At 68.6% G+C, this 16021-nt stretch carries 16 protein-coding genes and 1 pseudogene; 13 read left to right on the forward strand and 4 right to left on the reverse strand.

What is annotated here, in order from left to right; translation table 11 throughout:
* Positions 1 to 46: 46 nt before the first annotated feature.
* From mrdA to CBM2588_RS01690, 4 genes are all read left to right on the forward strand, one after another.
* Entirely contained in the window at positions 47 to 2353 is a 2307-nt protein-coding gene (mrdA, locus tag CBM2588_RS01675) for a penicillin-binding protein 2 (protein ID WP_115679084.1), read from the forward strand.
* Positions 2354 to 2364: 11 nt separating this feature from the next.
* Complete coding sequence (gene rodA, locus CBM2588_RS01680) at positions 2365 to 3507, forward strand: rod shape-determining protein RodA (RefSeq protein ID WP_092315232.1); 1143 nt, start codon at positions 2365 to 2367, stop codon at positions 3505 to 3507.
* A 139-nt stretch (positions 3508 to 3646) separates the two neighbouring features.
* Positions 3647 to 4333, forward strand: coding sequence for a DUF484 family protein (locus tag CBM2588_RS01685; RefSeq protein ID WP_115679085.1), 687 nt, complete (start codon positions 3647 to 3649; stop codon positions 4331 to 4333).
* Positions 4334 to 4357: 24 nt separating this feature from the next.
* Positions 4358 to 5434: a tyrosine recombinase XerC gene (locus CBM2588_RS01690; RefSeq protein ID WP_115679086.1), complete on the forward strand. Its 1077-nt coding sequence runs from the start codon at positions 4358 to 4360 to the stop codon at positions 5432 to 5434.
* 1 nt (position 5435) lies between these two features.
* On the opposite strand, the gene CBM2588_RS01695 is transcribed toward CBM2588_RS01690, so the two are convergent.
* The gene (locus tag CBM2588_RS01695; protein WP_115679087.1) at positions 5436 to 6392 is read right to left on the reverse strand and encodes a transcriptional regulator GcvA; all 957 of its coding nucleotides are present in this window, start codon (positions 6390 to 6392) and stop codon (positions 5436 to 5438) included.
* A gap of 248 nt (positions 6393 to 6640) precedes the next feature.
* On the opposite strand from CBM2588_RS01695, the gene CBM2588_RS01700 reads away from it, so the two are divergent.
* The 3 genes from CBM2588_RS01700 (at position 6641) to lipA (ending at position 8932) form a co-directional block, all read left to right on the forward strand.
* The gene (locus CBM2588_RS01700) at positions 6641 to 7009 is read left to right on the forward strand and encodes a DUF2917 domain-containing protein (RefSeq protein WP_115663362.1); all 369 of its coding nucleotides are present in this window, start codon (positions 6641 to 6643) and stop codon (positions 7007 to 7009) included.
* 158 nt (positions 7010 to 7167) lie between these two features.
* Positions 7168 to 7896, forward strand: coding sequence for a lipoyl(octanoyl) transferase LipB (lipB, locus tag CBM2588_RS01705; protein WP_115679088.1), 729 nt, complete (start codon positions 7168 to 7170; stop codon positions 7894 to 7896).
* Between the two features lie 40 nt (positions 7897 to 7936).
* Complete coding sequence (lipA, locus tag CBM2588_RS01710) at positions 7937 to 8932, forward strand: lipoyl synthase (protein ID WP_115679089.1); 996 nt, start codon at positions 7937 to 7939, stop codon at positions 8930 to 8932.
* A 104-nt stretch (positions 8933 to 9036) separates the two neighbouring features.
* On the opposite strand, the gene CBM2588_RS01715 is transcribed toward lipA, so the two are convergent.
* Together CBM2588_RS01715 and CBM2588_RS01720 are read right to left on the reverse strand one after the other, a co-directional pair.
* Positions 9037 to 9348, reverse strand: coding sequence for a type II toxin-antitoxin system RelE/ParE family toxin (locus CBM2588_RS01715; RefSeq protein WP_115679090.1), 312 nt, complete (start codon positions 9346 to 9348; stop codon positions 9037 to 9039).
* Positions 9345 to 9623, reverse strand: coding sequence for a ribbon-helix-helix domain-containing protein (locus tag CBM2588_RS01720; RefSeq protein WP_115679091.1), 279 nt, complete (start codon positions 9621 to 9623; stop codon positions 9345 to 9347). Before CBM2588_RS01720 ends, CBM2588_RS01715 begins: the two co-directional genes overlap by 4 nt.
* Positions 9624 to 9827: 204 nt before the next feature.
* Here CBM2588_RS01720 and pxpB point away from each other — a divergent pair, with 204 nt between their 5' ends.
* The 6 genes and pseudogenes from pxpB (at position 9828) to pcp (ending at position 14730) form a co-directional block, all read left to right on the forward strand.
* Positions 9828 to 10475 carry a 5-oxoprolinase subunit PxpB gene (gene pxpB, locus CBM2588_RS01725; RefSeq protein ID WP_115679092.1) on the forward strand — a complete coding sequence of 216 codons (648 nt, stop codon included), beginning with the start codon at positions 9828 to 9830 and terminating at the stop codon, positions 10473 to 10475.
* Positions 10472 to 11491 (forward strand): biotin-dependent carboxyltransferase family protein, encoded by a 1020-nt coding sequence (locus CBM2588_RS01730; protein WP_115679093.1) that lies wholly within the window; start codon positions 10472 to 10474, stop codon positions 11489 to 11491. The genes pxpB and CBM2588_RS01730 overlap by 4 nt, the downstream gene beginning before the upstream one ends.
* A gap of 34 nt (positions 11492 to 11525) precedes the next feature.
* Positions 11526 to 12266: a 5-oxoprolinase subunit PxpA gene (pxpA, locus tag CBM2588_RS01735; protein WP_115679094.1), complete on the forward strand. Its 741-nt coding sequence runs from the start codon at positions 11526 to 11528 to the stop codon at positions 12264 to 12266.
* Positions 12267 to 12373: 107 nt separating this feature from the next.
* Positions 12374 to 13101: pseudogene (locus tag CBM2588_RS01740) on the forward strand (DUF969 domain-containing protein).
* 10 nt (positions 13102 to 13111) lie between these two features.
* Complete coding sequence (locus CBM2588_RS01745) at positions 13112 to 14062, forward strand: DUF979 domain-containing protein (RefSeq protein WP_115679095.1); 951 nt, start codon at positions 13112 to 13114, stop codon at positions 14060 to 14062.
* 17 nt (positions 14063 to 14079) lie between these two features.
* Positions 14080 to 14730 (forward strand): pyroglutamyl-peptidase I, encoded by a 651-nt coding sequence (gene pcp, locus CBM2588_RS01750; protein ID WP_115679096.1) that lies wholly within the window; start codon positions 14080 to 14082, stop codon positions 14728 to 14730.
* Positions 14731 to 14756: 26 nt separating this feature from the next.
* Here pcp and CBM2588_RS01755 read toward each other — a convergent pair whose 3' ends face one another.
* Positions 14757 to 16007, reverse strand: a complete 1251-nt coding sequence (locus tag CBM2588_RS01755) for a VanZ family protein (RefSeq protein WP_115679097.1) — start codon at positions 16005 to 16007, stop codon at positions 14757 to 14759.
* Positions 16008 to 16021 lie beyond the last annotated feature (14 nt).

Raw genomic sequence — 16021 nt, forward strand, 5'->3', positions numbered from 1 at the left:
TCGCCCGCCACCGTCCACCCCCGATTTCTCCAGGCCACGCAGTACCATGACCGAAATCCGCAACGTCGAACTGGAAATCGGCCGCTTCCGCATCCGCGTGGCGGCCGCGGCGCTGTTTACGGTGATCTGCTTCGGCCTGCTGTTCTCGCGCTTCCTGTGGCTGCAGTGGTACAAGCATGACCAGTACTCGGCCAAGGCCGAGGACAACCGCATCTCGGTGGCGCCGATCGAGCCCAACCGCGGCATCATCATGGACCGCAACGGCATCGTGCTGGCGCGCAACTATTCGGCGTATACGCTGGAGATCACCCCGTCCAAGCTGACCGATACGCTCGACAACACCATCGAGAGCCTGTCCGGCCTGGTCGAGATCCAGCCGCGCGACCGGCGCCGCTTCAAGCGGCTGATGGAGGAGTCGCGCAGCTTCGAAAGCCTGCCGATCCGCAGCCAGCTGACCGATGCCGAGGTGGCGCGCTTCTCCGCGCAGCGCTTCCGCTTCCCCGGCGTCGACGTGCGCGCGCGGCTGTTCCGCCAGTACCCGCTGGGCGAGTCGGCCTCGCACGTGGTTGGCTACCTGGGCCGGATCTCGCAGCGCGACCAGGAGCGCATCGAGGCCATGGACGAGGCCAACGATGCCGACGGCGCCAAGTACGATCCGCGCAAGGATGCCGACAACTACAAGGGCACCAACTACATCGGCAAGATCGGCCTGGAGCAGAGCTACGAGAGCGAGCTGCACGGGCTGACCGGCTTCGAGGAAGTGGAAGTCAGCGCCGGCGGGCGCCCGATCCGCACGCTGTCGACCTCGCCCGCCACGCCCGGCAACAACCTGATCCTGTCGCTCGACATCCGCCTGCAGCAGCTGGCCGAGGCGCTCTATGGCAACCGCCGCGGCGCGCTGGTGGCGATCGAGCCGTCCACCGGCGACATCCTGGCGTTCGTCTCCAAGCCGACCTTCGACCCCAACCTGTTCGTCGAGGGCATCGACACCAATACCTGGAACGAGCTCAACGGCTCGCCCGACAAGCCGCTGCTGAACCGCCCCCTGCGGGGCACCTATCCGCCGGGCTCGACCTACAAGCCGTTCATGGCGCTGGCCGCGCTGACCACCGGCAAGCGCACCGCCGCGTGGGGCATGTCCGACCCCGGCTACTTCACGCTCGGCAACCACACCTTCCGCGACGACAAGCCGGGCGGCCACGGCTGGGTCGACATGCACAGCTCGATCGTGCATTCGTGCGACACCTATTACTACGCGCTGGCGCGCGACATGGGCGTCAACGGCATCCACGACTTCATGAAGCCGCTGGGCTTCGGCCAGATCACCGGCATCGATATCGAGGGTGAAAGCCGCGGCATCCTGCCGTCGACCGAATGGAAGCGCCGCGCCTACCGCAAGCCCGAGCAGCAGAAGTGGTACGAGGGCGAGACCATTTCGCTGGGCATCGGCCAGGGCTACAACAGCTTCACCATCCTGCAGCTGGCGCAGGCCACCTCGGTGATCGTCAACGACGGCAAGGTGATGAAGCCGCACCTGGTCAAGGCCATCGAGGACGCGGTCACGCGCAAGCGCACGCTGACCGTGCCCAAGGAAAGCTACACCATCCCGTTCAAGCAGGCCGACATCAACGTGATCAAGCGCGCCATGGTGGCGGTGACGCACTCGGGCACGGCCGCGCGCGTGTTTGCCGGCGCCGCCTACGAATCCGCCGGCAAGACCGGCACGGCGCAGACCTACAGCCTGTCCAAGGGCGAGAAGTACAACCACCACGCGCTCGCGGAGCACAAGCGCGACCACTCGCTGTACACGGCCTTCGCGCCGGCCGACAACCCCAAGATCGCGATCGCGCTGATCGTCGAGAACGCCGGCTTCGGCGCCGCGGTGGCCGCGCCGATCGCGCGCAAGGTGATGGACTACTACCTGACCGGCAAGTGGCCCGCCGAACTGGAGGCGATCGCGCCGCCCGCCGGCGAGCGCGTGGCCGGCCGCGCGCCGGTGGATACCCCGAGCGTGTTCACCACCGGCCAGACCGCCAGCATTGCCAGTGCCACGGTGATGTCCAGCGGCGGCGCACCGGCCAGCGGCGCTGACGCGAGCGCGGTGGCGGCGGCCTCGGCCGCGCAGGTGCCGACGCCGGAGGCGATCGCCGCGATGCTGGACCCGGACGCCATCGCCCCGGCCTCGGCGGTGCAGACGCTGGACCAGCGCATGCTGCAGGCGCTGGGCCACAGCAAGCCGCAGACCCCCGCGCCGGCCTCGGCCGCGGCCGTGCCGGCCAAGGCGCCCGCACCCAAACCACGCGTCAGGCCCGTCGCTGCCAAGGCAGCCAGCGGTGCCGACGCCTCTCGCTGAAGGAGACGCGCATGGATCGACGCCGCGTCATGTCCCTGGTCAAGACCGCGCTGACCGGTTTTGACAAGCCGCTCTCGCTGATCGTGTTTCTGCTGTTCGCCACCGGCATCGTGGCGCTGTATTCGGCTGCCATCGACATGCCGGGCCGGGTCGAGGACCAGCTGCGCAACATCCTGCTGTCGTACGTGGTGATGTTCGTGATCGCCTACCTGCCGACGCAGACGCTGATGCGCGTGGCGGTGCCGATCTATACGGTAGGCGTGGCGCTGCTGATCGCGGTGGCCATGTTCGGGCTGATCCGCAAGGGCGCGCGCCGCTGGCTCTATGTCGGCATGGTGATCCAGCCGTCCGAGATCATGAAGATCTCGATGCCGCTGATGCTGGCGTGGTACTTCCAGAAGCGCGAAGGCGTGATCCGCTGGTTCGACTTCATCGTGGCGCTGGGGCTGCTGCTGATCCCGGTGGGCCTGATCGCCAAGCAGCCCGACCTGGGCACGGCGCTGCTGGTGATGGCCGCGGGCCTGTACGTGATCTACTTCGCCGGGCTGTCGTGGAAGCTGATCCTGCCGCTGATGGGCATCCTGGTGGTCGCCATCACGCTGCTGATCACGTTCCAGAACGACATGTGCGCGCCGGGCGTGAACTGGCCGGTGCTGCACGACTACCAGCAGCACCGCGTCTGCACGCTGCTGGACCCGACCAGCGATCCGCTCGGCAAGGGTTTCCACACGATCCAGTCGATCATCGCGATCGGCTCGGGCGGGGTCGAAGGCAAGGGCTGGCTCAAGGGGACGCAGACCCACCTGGAGTTCATTCCGGAAAAGCACACCGACTTCATCTTCGCCGTGTACTCGGAAGAGTTTGGCCTGATCGGCAACGCGGTGCTGCTGGTGCTGTACCTGCTGCTGATCTTCCGCGGGCTCTTTATCGCGGCCAATGCGCCGACGCTGTTCTCGCGGCTGCTGGCGGGATCGATCACGCTGATCTTCTTCACCTATGCCTTCGTCAACATGGGCATGGTCAGCGGCATCCTGCCGGTGGTGGGCGTGCCGCTGCCGCTGCTCAGCTACGGCGGCACCGCGCTGGTGACGCTGGGCGCGGGCATCGGCATCTTGATGAGCATTTCGCGGCAGAAGCGGCTGATCCAGACGTAGCGGGGGCACGCCGGTGGTTTGCTCCCTCTCCCGCTTGCGGGAGAGGGAGCCTGCCAGCGCGGCGCGACCGCCTTCGCCGTGCGCTTGGCGCCCCCTTTGCTAAACTGCCACCCACTTTACCTCTACCGGTCCACGCCCCATGAACGCCCAAGACGTTGCCGCCTACCTGCAGAGCCATCCCGAGTTCTTCGAAGAACATGCCGAGCTGCTGGCCGCGGTGCAGCTGACCAGCCCGCACAGCCATCGCGCCGTGTCGCTGCAGGAGCGCCAGATGGAAATCCTGCGCGAGAAGAACAAGGGCCTGGAGCTGCGCCTGGCGGACCTGGTCCGCCATGGCCACGAGAACGACCGCACCCAGCAGCGCCTGCACGACTGGCAATTGCGCCTGCTGGCCGAGGCCGATTCGCATGCGCTGCCGTATGCGGTGCAGGACGGCCTGCGGCAGGTGTTCGACGTGCCGGCGGTCGCGCTCAGGCTGTGGGATGTCGCCGAACAGTACGCGCACATGGAAGTGGCGCAGGGCGCCAGCGAAGATCTGCGCATCTTTGCCGAAGGCCTGCGTGCGCCGTACTGCGGCAGCAACAGCGGCTTCGAGGCGGCCAGCCTGCTGGAGCGCGACGATATCACCTCGCTGGCGATGGTGACGCTGCGCGTGCCGCTGCGCGCCGGCGAGGCCGAGGCCGGCGCCGACGTGCGTGGCGCGGCCTTTGGCCTGCTGGTGCTGGGCTCGCCCGATCCGCGCCGCTTCCACGACGGCATGGGCACCGCCTACCTGTCGCAGATCGGCGAGGTCGCGGGCGCCGCGCTGAAGCGGCTGCGCGACTGAAGCCGCGGCTCTCGGCATGACGCCATGACTGCACGCCGGCCGCCGCGCGACGCGGTCGCGCCGTCCGCTCCCGCCGGCGGCGAAGCGCCGCCGCCGGACCCGCTGGTCACGCGCTATCTCGACTGGCTGCGCGGCAGCCGCAAGCTGGCCGAGCACACGCTGTCGGGCTATGCGCGCGAACTGCGCGTGCTGCAGGCGCACGCGGCGCAGCATGCGCCGGGCGTCGCGCTGCTGGCGCTGCAGACCCACCATATCCGCAATTTCGCCGCACGGCTGCATGCCGCCGGACTGGTCGGCACCAGTATCGGGCGCGCGCTGTCGGCATGGCGCGGCTTCTATCTCTGGGCGGCGCGCCATGGCCATGGCGTGAGCGTGAATCCGGTCGATGGCGTGCGCGCGCCGCGCTCGCGGCACGCGCTGCCCAAGGCGCTGTCGGTCGAGCACGCGGTGGCGCTGGTGGCGCACCCTGCCGGCACCGACGCCGAGGCGCTGCGCGACCAGGCGGTCTACGAACTGTTCTACTCGAGCGGGCTGCGGCTGTCCGAGCTGGTGCAGCTGGACCTGCGCTATGCCGATGCCGACGGCTACCGCTCGAGCGGCTGGCTCGACCTGGCCGGCGCCGAGGTCACCGTGACCGGCAAGGGCTCGCGCCGGCGCTCGGTGCCGGTCGGCAGCAAGGCCCTCGCCGCGCTGCAGGCGTGGCTGGCGGTGCGCGACGGCTTGCTGCGCCCAGGCGCCGCGCCCGAGGACGCCCATGCCCTGTTCCTCGGTCCGCGCGGACGGCGCCTGTCGATGCGCACCGTGCAGCTGCGGCTCAAGCAGCAGGCGCTGCGCGCCGGGGTGCCGGCCGACGTGCATCCGCACATGCTGCGGCATTCCTTCGCCACGCACATGCTGCAGTCTTCCGGCGACCTGCGCGCGGTGCAGGAGATGCTGGGCCATGCCAGCATCTCGACCACGCAGGTCTACACCGCGCTGGATTTCCAGCACCTGGCCAAGGTCTACGACAAGGCCCACCCGCGTGCCGGCCGCGCGCGCGCAAAGCCGGGAGCCGATGCCGCTGCCAGCGCGGCGCACGTCGACGACACCCCGGAAGACTGACTCACTCCCACTGCGCCAGCACCTCGCGGAAGCGCTCGATCTCGGGCAGCAGCCAGCCGCGGAAGGCCTGCACCTTGGGCAGGTTCAGCGAGCCCGGCGCGCACACAAAGTACAGCAGCCACGGGCACGGGATGCTGACGTCGAACAGCCGCACCACGCGCCCGGAAAGCAGGTCGTTGCAGGCCAGCGAAGAGCGGATCAGGGCAATGCCCTGGCCCTCCGAGGCGGCCTGCAGCAGCAGCGACGAATCTTCCAGCAGCAGGCCCTTGCGCGGCTCGGGCCAGTCCAGCCCGGCGGCCTCGAACCACGGCTTCCACGGATCGCCCTCGCCGCGCAGCAGCGGCATGCCGGCCATGTCCTGCGGCCGTTCGGGCAGCCGCCCGCCATTGAAGGCGGGGCTGCAGACCGGGAAGAAGACGTCGTCGAGCAGCCGCTCAACGTACAGGCCGGGATAGTCGCCGCTGCCCATGCGCAGCGCGATATCGACTTCTTCGTGGGCAAAGTTGACCAGCGTGTTGGACGACAGCAGTTCGACATCCAGTTCCGGGTGGCGCTCGATAAAGCTGCCGATGCGCGGCGTTAGCCAGCGTGCGGCAAACGACGGCATGGTGCTGATGGTCAGGCGCTTGTCGCGGTTGCCGGCCTGCAGCGCGCGCGTGGCATCGGCGATCTGCAGCAGCGCGTCGCGCACGCGCTCGGCATAGAGCCGGCCCGCCGGCGTCAGCGCCACGCGCTTGCCGTGGCGCTCGAACAGCGGCATGCCCAGTTCGTCTTCGAGCGCGCGGATCTGGTGGCTGACCGCGCCGTGGGTGACGAACAGCTCCGTGGCGGCGCGCGAAAAGCTCTCGTGCCGCGCCGCGGCCTCGAACGCGCGCAGCGCGGTCAGCGCCGGCAGGCGCGGCAGTTCGCGGTGCCAGCCGCGCGGCAGGTCTTTCTCCCAGGCGCTTTTCCAGGCCATGGCCGCCTCCAGACGATCGGTGGTTATGTGAGATTGGCTAACAAGAACAAACAAAATATATCGTTTTGATAGTGGTCGGGCAATCACTAATATTCCATCACCGGCCCCCGCTTTCCATACGTCTTCACGGCGATATTCGCAGGATTTAACTGGCCTGGTCCCCTTGCCGGGCCAGTTCCTGCGGCGCGCCGCGAATCCGTGCTGCGTCTGGCGTATCCCCGCCAGGGCCGGCTGAACGGAGAACCACCATGAAAACCGTGCTCACAACGACCGAGTTCACCCTGAATCCTGGCGAAGTCACCACGCTGTCAGTGCACGCCGCGCAACGCCTGCACATTGCAGAGGCCCGCGGTACCGACGTATGGCTGACCCGCGAGAACGATTCGGAGGACTACTGGCTGCGTTGTGGCGGCAGCCTGCTGCTGCGCCCGGGCGACGAGGTGGTGCTCAGCATCGACCCGCGCGCCTTGCATCCGGTGCGGCTGGCGCTGATCGCCGAGGCCCGCCGCCCGGCGCTGGCGCTGGCCGACCTGCCGCACCTGGTGTACCGCAGCCTGCGCCGGCTGGTTCGAGGCACGGAGTGGACGCCTAACCAGGACCGGGTCACCGCTTCCTGAAGCGGAGCCGGGCGGGGCAACGTCCGCATCGCACCGGGACCGGGGCCATCTGCGCCTGGTCTGGTCGCGTGACGCATCGGACGGTTGCCCGCCTCGGGCACGCTGAATGGGCCAGGTCGGGGCCGGCGCAAGCCGGCCCTTTTCGTTACACTCTCGCCATGCATCCGATTCAAGTCATCGAACGCGGCCGCGAGGACTATCAGCCGTGTTTCGACGCGATGCGCGCCTTCACCGCCGCACGCACCCCCGAGACGCCCGACCAGGTCTGGCTGGTCGAGCATCCGCCGGTCTACACGCTGGGCCAGGCGGGCGACCCCGCGCACCTGCTGGCCCCGGACGAGCGGATTCCGGTGGTGCAGATCGATCGTGGCGGGCAGATCACTTATCACGGCCCGGGGCAGGTGGTGGCCTACCTGCTGCTGGACCTGCGGCGCCGCCGGCTGATGGTGCGCGAGCTGGTGCACGGCATCGAGCAGGCCGTGCTGGACACGCTCGCGGCGTATAATCTCGCAGCCGAACGCAAGCCCGGCGCCCCCGGCATCTACCTGTCCGGCGGGCCGCACCAGGGCGCCAAGATTGCCGCGCTCGGCCTCAAGATCCGCAACGGCTGCAGCTACCACGGCGTCAGCCTCAACGTGCAGATGGACCTGTCGCCGTTCCTGCGCATCAATCCCTGCGGCTATGCCGGGCTGGAAACAGTCGACATGGCCAGCGCGGGCGCCACCTGCCCGGTGGCGGATGCCGATGGCGCCCCGGTGCCCGTGACCGCGGCAACACAACCCGAGATCGCACAGCGCCTGGCGGCTGCATTGTGCGAGGTGCTGGCAGCGCACGAAGCTCGCGTGCTGGCGGCTGAAGAAATTGCCGCCCCGGCCCTGGCCTCCTAGTCAAAAGCGAAATGCACGCCGTGCGCGTGCGGAGAAATGTATGAGCGACGCACTGATCGCCACTTCCAGCGAAGCCCCGCAGTCCCCCGCGGAGCAGTACGACCCGACCCGCAAGCAGAAGTCGGCCGACAAGACCGCGCGCATCCCCATCAAGATCGTGCCGGCCGAGAAGCTCAAGAAGCCGGACTGGATCCGCGTGAAGGCCGCCACCGGCAATTCGCGTTTCTATGAGATCAAGGACATCCTGCGCGCCAACAACCTGGTGACGGTGTGCGAGGAAGCCAGCTGCCCCAATATCGGCGAATGCTTCGGCAAGGGCACGGCCACCTTCATGATCATGGGCGACAAATGCACGCGCCGCTGCCCGTTCTGCGACGTCGGCCACGGCCGCCCGGACCCGCTCGACGTGAACGAGCCCGGCAACCTGGCCCGCACCATCGCCCAGCTCAAGCTGAACTACGTGGTCATCACCAGCGTCGACCGCGACGACCTGCGCGACGGCGGCGCGCAGCACTATGTCGACTGCATCTCGCAGACGCGCGAGCTGTCGCCCGATACCCGCATCGAAGTGCTGGTGCCCGACTTCCGCGGCCGTCTGGACAAGGCGCTGGACATCCTGCAGGCGTGCCCGCCCGACGTGATGAACCACAACATGGAAACCGTGCCGCGCCTGTACAAGCAGGCCCGCCCGGGCGCCGACTACGCGCACTCGCTCAAGCTGCTGCAGGAGTTCAAGCGCCGCAATCCCAACGTCCCGACCAAGTCCGGCCTGATGGTCGGCCTGGGCGAGACCGACGAGGAAATCCTGGAAGTCATGCGCGACATGCGCGCGCACGACATCGACATGCTCACCATCGGCCAGTACCTGGCGCCGTCGAACCACCACCTGCCGGTGCTGCGCTACGTGCATCCCGACACCTTCAAGATGTTTGAGGACGAGGCCTACAAGATGGGCTTCACCCACGCTGCCGTGGGGGCGATGGTGCGCAGTTCCTACCATGCTGACCAGCAGGCGCATCAGGCGGGGTTTGCCTGAAGCGATTGGTTAGCAAATGGAATATGAAAAGCGGCCGGGGGATTCCCCGGCCGCTTTTGGTTTGGTGCGTGCACGCCTTTGAGAGGCCACTGGCCATCGTCGATTCAATCTGACTCGTTCAGCATCGTCTCGTAGTCCCGGCCGCCATAGAACAAACCGATGATGGAAACCTTGTCGGTGTCCACGGCGAACGCGATGACGGCGCGCTTTTTGTAATGGGTAATCCGCAGCCCTGGCCGCACGTCATCGCGCAGGGTGCCGCGATGAGGAAAGGTACTGAGCGACTCGCAATATTCCACGATCGCGTCGGTGTACCGCGCCGCGATATAGGGCGAGGCTGCTTCGGCGACATAGTCGTACAGGTCCTCAAGCTGCTCCACAAACTCCGGCGCGAAGACGACCGGATAGGTTCTCATCGGCCTTTGGCTTTACCAGCCTGTTTGGCAGCCAGACGAGCACGAACGTCATCTGCGGTCACGGCACGGGACGGATCCGCCTGAAGCGCATCATAGGCAGGGCCCACTTGCTGCAGCAACCACGCGTCCACGGCCCGGTCCCGCGCCAGCAGCGCGCGCAAGCCATCGCGAATGACCTCGCTTTCACTGGCGTATTCACCCGACCGCACCTTGTCCTTGACCGCCTGAGCCATCTCGGTCGGCAGCGTGACGCTCAATTGTTGAGTAGTTCGCATGACGATCTCCCGTCGATAGGATTTAATCCTACTCCTGTCGATGCATGCCGTCCAACGCAGGACTCCCTAGGGTCAACCCCGACTGTCCCCGCCCGATCCATTTCGATATGATGAATTCATCGATAAATTATCGATGAAATACAAAGACGCCACATTCCGGCTTGTCTGCCTACACTGGGTAGCAAGTGCGCTACCGGGACTCTCATGAACTGCACCGTCCACCGACTTGCCGAGCAGGCGCTCCTGTACAGCGTCGCGCCGCCCGCCTCGCTGGCCGTCCAGCGTCGCATCTGGGCCATGGCCGCGCGGGCCGCGGATTGGCGCGGCGTGGTCGACGTGGTGCCGGGCATGAACAACCTGACCGTGATCTTCGACGACAGTGCCGACGCGGACGCGCTGGAGCGCAACCTGAAGCTGGCATGGGCCTCGGGCGAGGCGCGCAATGCCACCGGCAAGCTGGTCGAGATCCCGGTCCGCTACGGCGGCGAGCATGGCCCGGATCTGGGCGACGTTGCCGCACATACCGGCCTCACGCCGCAGGAAGTGGTGCGCCGCCATGCGGCGGGCGAGTACGTGGTCTATTTCCTCGGCTTCCAGCCCGGCTTCGCCTACATGGGCGGGCTGGCGCCGGAGCTGGCGACGCCGCGGCGGCGCGAGCCGCGGGTGGCGGTGCCGGCCGGGTCGGTTGGCATCGGCGGCGAGCAGACCGGCATCTATCCGGCGGTGCTGCCGGGCGGCTGGCAGCTGATCGGGCGCACCGACGCCGAACTCTTCGTGGCGGACCGCGATCCGCCGTCCCTGTTCGCGCCCGGCGATACCGTGCGCTTTGTCGCCGAGGAAATCATCGCGTGATCGAGATCCTTCGTCCCGGCGCGCTGGCCTCGGTGCAGGACCTGGGCCGTACCGGCTTCCGCCGTTTTGGCGTGGGCCGCTGCGGCGCCATGGACATGCTGGCGGTCGAAGTCGGCAATCGCCTGCTCGGCAATGCGCCCGGCTGCGCCGCCATTGAATTCACGCTGGGACGCGCCGCGGTGCGCTTTCATGCCGATATGCGCGTGGCGCTGGCTGGCGCCGAATGCGGCGCCAATCTTGACGGCATGCCGGTTTGGTCGTGGCACGCGTTCGACGCGCACAAGGGCGAGACCCTGACGCTGCCGTCGACGCGCGGCGGCACGCGCGTGTACCTGTGCGTGGCGGGCGGGATTGCGGTCGAGCCGGTGATGGGCTCGCGCAGCACCGATTTGAAGTCCGGTTTCGGCGGGCTGGGCGGACGCGCGCTGCAGGAAGGCGACCGCCTGCCCGCGGGACGCCCGGGCCTGGCCGCAGAGACCGACTGGATCGGCGTGCAGGCGCCGGCGTGGGCGCTGCCCGCCGCGGTCGAAGGCAAGGCCACGGCGATCCGCATGCTGCCGGGGCCGGAATACGACGATTTTGACGCGGCCGCGCAGGCCGCGCTGTGGCAGGCCGACTGGACCGTCACGCCCAACAGCAACCGCATGGGCCTGCGCCTCGCCGGCCCGGTGCTGGCGCGGCGCCCCGAGCGCAGCGCCGACCTGCTCTCGCACGGGGTGATGCCGGGCGTGATGCAGGTGCCGCCGGCGGGCCAGCCGATCGCGCTGATGGCCGATGCGCAGACCACCGGCGGCTATCCCAAGATCGGCGTGGTGATCGAAGCGGATTTATGGCGGCTGGCGCAGGTGCCGCTGGGCGCGCCGGTGCGCTTCGTGCAGGTGTCGCTGGCGCAGGCGCAGGCGGCGCAGGATGAGCTGGCACGCTACCTGCGGCAGATCGAGCAGGCGCTGCAGTGGCAGGGCGATGGCATGCCGATTGCCGCGCGGCGGCGTACCCGTACGCGAGCGGCAGCATAAGGAGGGCGCCCGGGCGCCGCACAGGAGAATGGCAATGCAGATCGATTTGAACGCGGATCTTGGCGAAGGCTGTGGCAATGACGAGGCGCTGCTGGCGCTGATCAGCTCGGCCAATATCGCCTGCGGCTGGCACGCGGGCGACGCCGCCACCATGGTGCAGACGGTGCAGTGGGCGCTGGCGCACGGCGTGGCGATCGGCGCGCACCCGAGCTACCCGGACCGCGAGAACTTCGGCCGCACCGAGATGCAGCGCGACCCGGAGCACGTCTACGCCGACGTGCTGTACCAGATCGGCGCGCTCGCCGCGATCGTGCGCGCGCAGGGCGGCGTGCTGCACCACGTCAAGCCGCATGGCGCGCTGTACAACCAGGCCGTGCGCGACCCGGCGCTGGCGCGCGCGATCGTGCGCGCGGTGCGCGACTTCGACGCCGACCTGGTTTTCTTCGGCCTGGCCGGCAGCCAGATGATCGACGTGGCCCGGGAGGCCGGCCTGCGCGTCAAGCAGGAGGTCTTTGCCGACCGCGGCTACAACCCCGACGGCACGCTGGTCAAGCGCGGCACGCCCGGCGCGCTGCATGAGGACGAGGAAGTTGCCCTGGACCAGACCCTGACCATGGTGCGCGAGCAGCGCGTGCGCGCCATCGACGGCAGCTGGGTACCGATTCAGGCCGAAACCGTGTGTCTGCACGGCGACGGCGCCCACGCGCTGGCCTTCGCGCGCCGCATCCGGGAACGGCTGGGCGCTGAAGGCATCGCGATCCGCGCCGGCGACTGAGCGCGGTTCCGCGCCTTCACGCCGGCATTTCCCCCACGCGGCCTGCCCCGTCACGCGTCACGACGGCTGCTGTCCGCGCGCCTTCGTTATCTTCGTTTGGTGTTTCCATGGAACAGGCAGTCAATCTCTGGCCCCTAGTCGGGGTCGGCGTCATCGTCGTCGGCTTCGTGCTGCGCTTCAATCCCATGCTGGTAGTGGTGCTCGCCGCGCTGGCCACCGGCTGGCCGCGCCGATGCCGCTGATGCAGATCTTCTCCGCGATCGGCACCGCCTTCGTCAAGGCGCGCAACCTGCCGCTGATCATCCTGCTGCCGCTGGCCGTGATCGGCCTGCTGGAGCGCCACGGGCTGCGCGAGCATGCGCAGGCGTGGATCGCGCGCATCGCCTCGGCCACGGTCGGGCGCCTGCTGATCGTCTACCTGGGCGTGCGCGAGCTGACCGCGGCGATCGGCCTGACCAGCCTGGGCGGCCATCCGCAGATGGTGCGCCCGCTGCTCGCGCCGATGGCCGAGGGTGCGGCCGAGAACCGCTTCGGCCACCTGCCCGAGCCGGTGCGCCAGCGCGTGCTGGCCTTCTGCGCCGCCACCGACAACGTCGGCCTGTTTTTCGGCGAGGACATCTTCGTGGCGTTCGGCGCGATCGCGCTGATGCATACCTTCCTGCTGTCGTCGAACATCGAGGTCGAGCCGCTGCATATCGCCGTGTGGGGCATCCCTACCGCGATCTGCGCCTTCCTGATCCACGCCGTGCGGCTCAAGCGCCTGGACGGCTGGCTCGAGCGCGAACTGGGCGGCAGCGCCGCCCCCACCGCCATGCCTGCGCCGAGCGCCGAGTAAGGAGCGCGCCATGATTGTCTCGATCGAATACCTCTACTGGCTCGCCGGCCTAGTGCTTGCCATCACCGCGCTGATGACCTTCACCGACCGCGCCCATCCGCGCCGCCTCAGCACCGGCCTGTTCTGGCTGCTGTACGCGATCGTGTTCCTGGTCGGCGACCGGCTGCCACCGGCAGTGGTCGGCATCGTCGCGGTGGTGATGGCGCTGATCGCCGGCTTCGGCGGCGTCGGCCACGGCAAGCACGAGAGCCTGCCCGAGGCCGAGCGCCGCGCCAGCGCGAGCCGGCTCGGCAACAAGCTGTTCATTCCGGCGCTGCTGATCCCGCTGGTGACCGTGATCGGCACCATGCTGTTCAAGGATGTCCGGATCGGTGGCGTGCCGCTGCTCGATCCCAAGAACGTGACCTTCGTCTCGCTCGGGATCGGCTGCCTGATCTCACTGGCGGTGGTGTGCTGGCTTACGCGCGACACCGTGACGCAGGGCCTGCGCGAATCGCGCCGGCTGACCGAGTCGCTGGGCTGGGCGCTGGTGCTGCCGCAGATGCTGGCGATGCTGGGGCTGGTGTTTGCCGACGCGGGCGTGGGCAAGGCCGTGGCGCACCTGACCACCGCCTACATCAACCTGGACTACAAGCTGGTGGCGGTGGCGGTCTATTGCGTCGGCATGGCACTGTTCACGGTGATCATGGGCAATGGCTTCGCCGCCTTCCCGGTGATGACCGGCGGTGTCGGCGTGCCCATCCTGGTCGGCATGTTCGGCGGCAATCCGGCGGTGATGGCAGCGATCGGCATGTTCTCGGGCTATTGCGGTACGCTGATGACGCCGATGGCGGCCAATTTCAATATCGTGCCGGCGGCGCTGCTGGAACTCGACGACAAGAACGCCGTGATCCGCGCCCAGGTGCCGACCGCGCTGGCGATCCTCGCGGCCAATATCGTGCTGCTGTACTGGCTGATGTAAGCGCAGGAGCCTCCGCCATGCCTACCGTGCTGCTGACCGGCTTCGAGCCGTTCGAGGACGAACCCATCAACCCATCGTGGGAGGCCGTGCGCGCCCTCGACGGCGAACGCGTCGGCGACGCGGTGATCGTCGCGCGCCAGCTGCCTTGCGTGTTCGGCGCGGCGCTCGATGCGATCGCCGAACTGCTCGACGCGCTGCGGCCGACCCTGGTGATCGCCGTCGGCCAGGCCGGCGGGCGCGCCGAGATGTCGGTCGAGCGCGTGGCGATCAATGTCGACGATGCGCGCATCGCCGACAACGCCGGCGCGCAGCCGATCGACACCGCCATCGCCGCCGACGGCCCGGCCGCCTACTTTGCCACGCTGCCGATCAAGGCGATGGTGCGCGACATGCGCGCGGCCGGCGTGCCGGCGTCGGTATCGCAGACTGCCGGCACCTTCGTCTGCAACCATGTGTTCTACGGGCTGATGCACCGGCTGGCGCGGCAGCCGGCCGGCGCGGTGCGCGGCGGCTTTATCCACATTCCGTATTTGCCCGAGCAGGCGGCGCGGCATCCGGGCCAGCCGTGCCTGGCGCACGAGACCCTGGTGAAGGGCCTGCGCACCGCGGTGGCGACGGCGCTGTCGACCCGCGCCGATGTGCGCGAACAGGGCGGGCAACTGCACTAAGACCCGGCGCGCACGTCCGCGCCGGCTTACTCCCGCAGGTTGGCCGCTGCCGCCTCACGGCGCGCCGCGGCTTTCTTCATCGCATGGCGGCGCAGGCTGACCTGCTCGAAGCGCCAGATCACATAGCAGAACGCCAGGAACGGCCACAGCCAGCCGAGCCACTGCGCCAGGCTGTTGAAGTGGATGAAGCGGCCCATGCGCCAGCCCTGCTCGGAGATCCACGCGTAGGGGTTTGACGGCAGCACGTTGGTCAGCGCCACCAGCACGATCAGCGCCGCCATCGCCAGCACCGCGCGCAGCCAGCGCGGCAGGTACAGCAGCAGCGCCAGCACCAGCGAGCTGGTCAGCAGCGCGAAGCGCCCGCCTTCGGACAGCCAGACGAAGGCGCTTTCGGTCGGGAACTGCAGCTCGGCCGCGGTCGCCTTGAGCAGCAGCGCCGCCGCCAGCAGCCCCGCCAGGATGCGCAGCATCGGCGCGCTGCGGCGCATCGCCAGCGAGGCGAACAGGCCGGTGCCGACCCAGCTGCTGGCAGTCACCAGCGATTCCAGCAACTGCTGGCTCTGCATGTCCTCGGGCCGCAGGCCGATATGGTCCTGCCACGCCTCCAGCTGCGGGAACACCATCTGCAGCACCTGCATCGGCCAGGATTCCGGATCGGTCAGCCATTCGCGCACGATGCCGCCCATGCCGAACAGGTGCTCCTGCGGAAACACCTGCGCGAACGGCCACAGCAGCAGCAGGATGATGGCAAAGCTGGCATGGGGCTCGAACCAGGCATGGCGCAGCCGCGTCAGGCGCCCGTCGTCGATCAGCGCGCGCGTGAACGGCGCCGCCACGGCGCCGCCGAGCAGCGCCCCCAGCGCATTGGTGATCAGGTCGATGTTGGACGAGATCCGGCTCGGCAGCCAGGTCTGGAAGGCCTCCATGCACGCCGACAGCAGGGCGCCGGCGACCAGCGCCACCAGGGTAGCGCGCCCGCCCGACACGCGCGGATGCAGCGACAGCACCACCAGCGCGCCGAACGGGAAATACCCCAGCACGTTGGTCAGCAGGTCGAAGTCGGTGATGTAGCGCGGCTTGGGCGCGCTGACAAAGGCAAAGGGCGAGATGCCGTTGTCGATCCAGCCCGAGAACGGGTACAGGCTGGCATAGATCACCAGCAGCGTGAAGCAGAGCAGCCCCACGCGCGCCAGCGGCGAGTGCTGCGGCGCGGTGGCGGATGGTGCTGGCATAGCCGCCGGCGGCGGCGCGGAGAGCGGCGGGGGAGCCGGCTCCATGGCAAATCTCCTGT

Origin of the sequence: Cupriavidus taiwanensis (assembly GCF_900250075.1) — a bacterium.
GTDB classification, from domain to species: domain Bacteria; phylum Pseudomonadota; class Gammaproteobacteria; order Burkholderiales; family Burkholderiaceae; genus Cupriavidus; species Cupriavidus taiwanensis_C.

Bases quoted from the DNA above. Each gene is read 5' to 3' on its own strand.
- pxpA (WP_115679094.1), top strand. From the start codon at position 11,526: ATGCAGATCGATTTGAACGCGGATCTTGGCGAAGGCTGTGGCAATGAC.
- pcp (WP_115679096.1), top strand. From the start codon at position 14,080: ATGCCTACCGTGCTGCTGACCGGCTTCGAGCCGTTCGAGGACGAACCC.
- CBM2588_RS01700 (WP_115663362.1), top strand. From the start codon at position 6,641: ATGAAAACCGTGCTCACAACGACCGAGTTCACCCTGAATCCTGGCGAA.
- CBM2588_RS01690 (WP_115679086.1), top strand. From the start codon at position 4,358: ATGACTGCACGCCGGCCGCCGCGCGACGCGGTCGCGCCGTCCGCTCCC.
- CBM2588_RS01720 (WP_115679091.1), bottom strand. From the start codon at position 9,623: ATGCGAACTACTCAACAATTGAGCGTCACGCTGCCGACCGAGATGGCT.
- CBM2588_RS01715 (WP_115679090.1), bottom strand. From the start codon at position 9,348: ATGAGAACCTATCCGGTCGTCTTCGCGCCGGAGTTTGTGGAGCAGCTT.
- rodA (WP_092315232.1), top strand. From the start codon at position 2,365: ATGGATCGACGCCGCGTCATGTCCCTGGTCAAGACCGCGCTGACCGGT.
- mrdA (WP_115679084.1), top strand. From the start codon at position 47: ATGACCGAAATCCGCAACGTCGAACTGGAAATCGGCCGCTTCCGCATC.
- CBM2588_RS01685 (WP_115679085.1), top strand. From the start codon at position 3,647: ATGAACGCCCAAGACGTTGCCGCCTACCTGCAGAGCCATCCCGAGTTC.
- CBM2588_RS01755 (WP_115679097.1), bottom strand. From the start codon at position 16,007: ATGGAGCCGGCTCCCCCGCCGCTCTCCGCGCCGCCGCCGGCGGCTATG.
- CBM2588_RS01695 (WP_115679087.1), bottom strand. From the start codon at position 6,392: ATGGCCTGGAAAAGCGCCTGGGAGAAAGACCTGCCGCGCGGCTGGCAC.
- CBM2588_RS01745 (WP_115679095.1), top strand. From the start codon at position 13,112: ATGATTGTCTCGATCGAATACCTCTACTGGCTCGCCGGCCTAGTGCTT.
- lipB (WP_115679088.1), top strand. From the start codon at position 7,168: ATGCATCCGATTCAAGTCATCGAACGCGGCCGCGAGGACTATCAGCCG.
- pxpB (WP_115679092.1), top strand. From the start codon at position 9,828: ATGAACTGCACCGTCCACCGACTTGCCGAGCAGGCGCTCCTGTACAGC.
- lipA (WP_115679089.1), top strand. From the start codon at position 7,937: ATGAGCGACGCACTGATCGCCACTTCCAGCGAAGCCCCGCAGTCCCCC.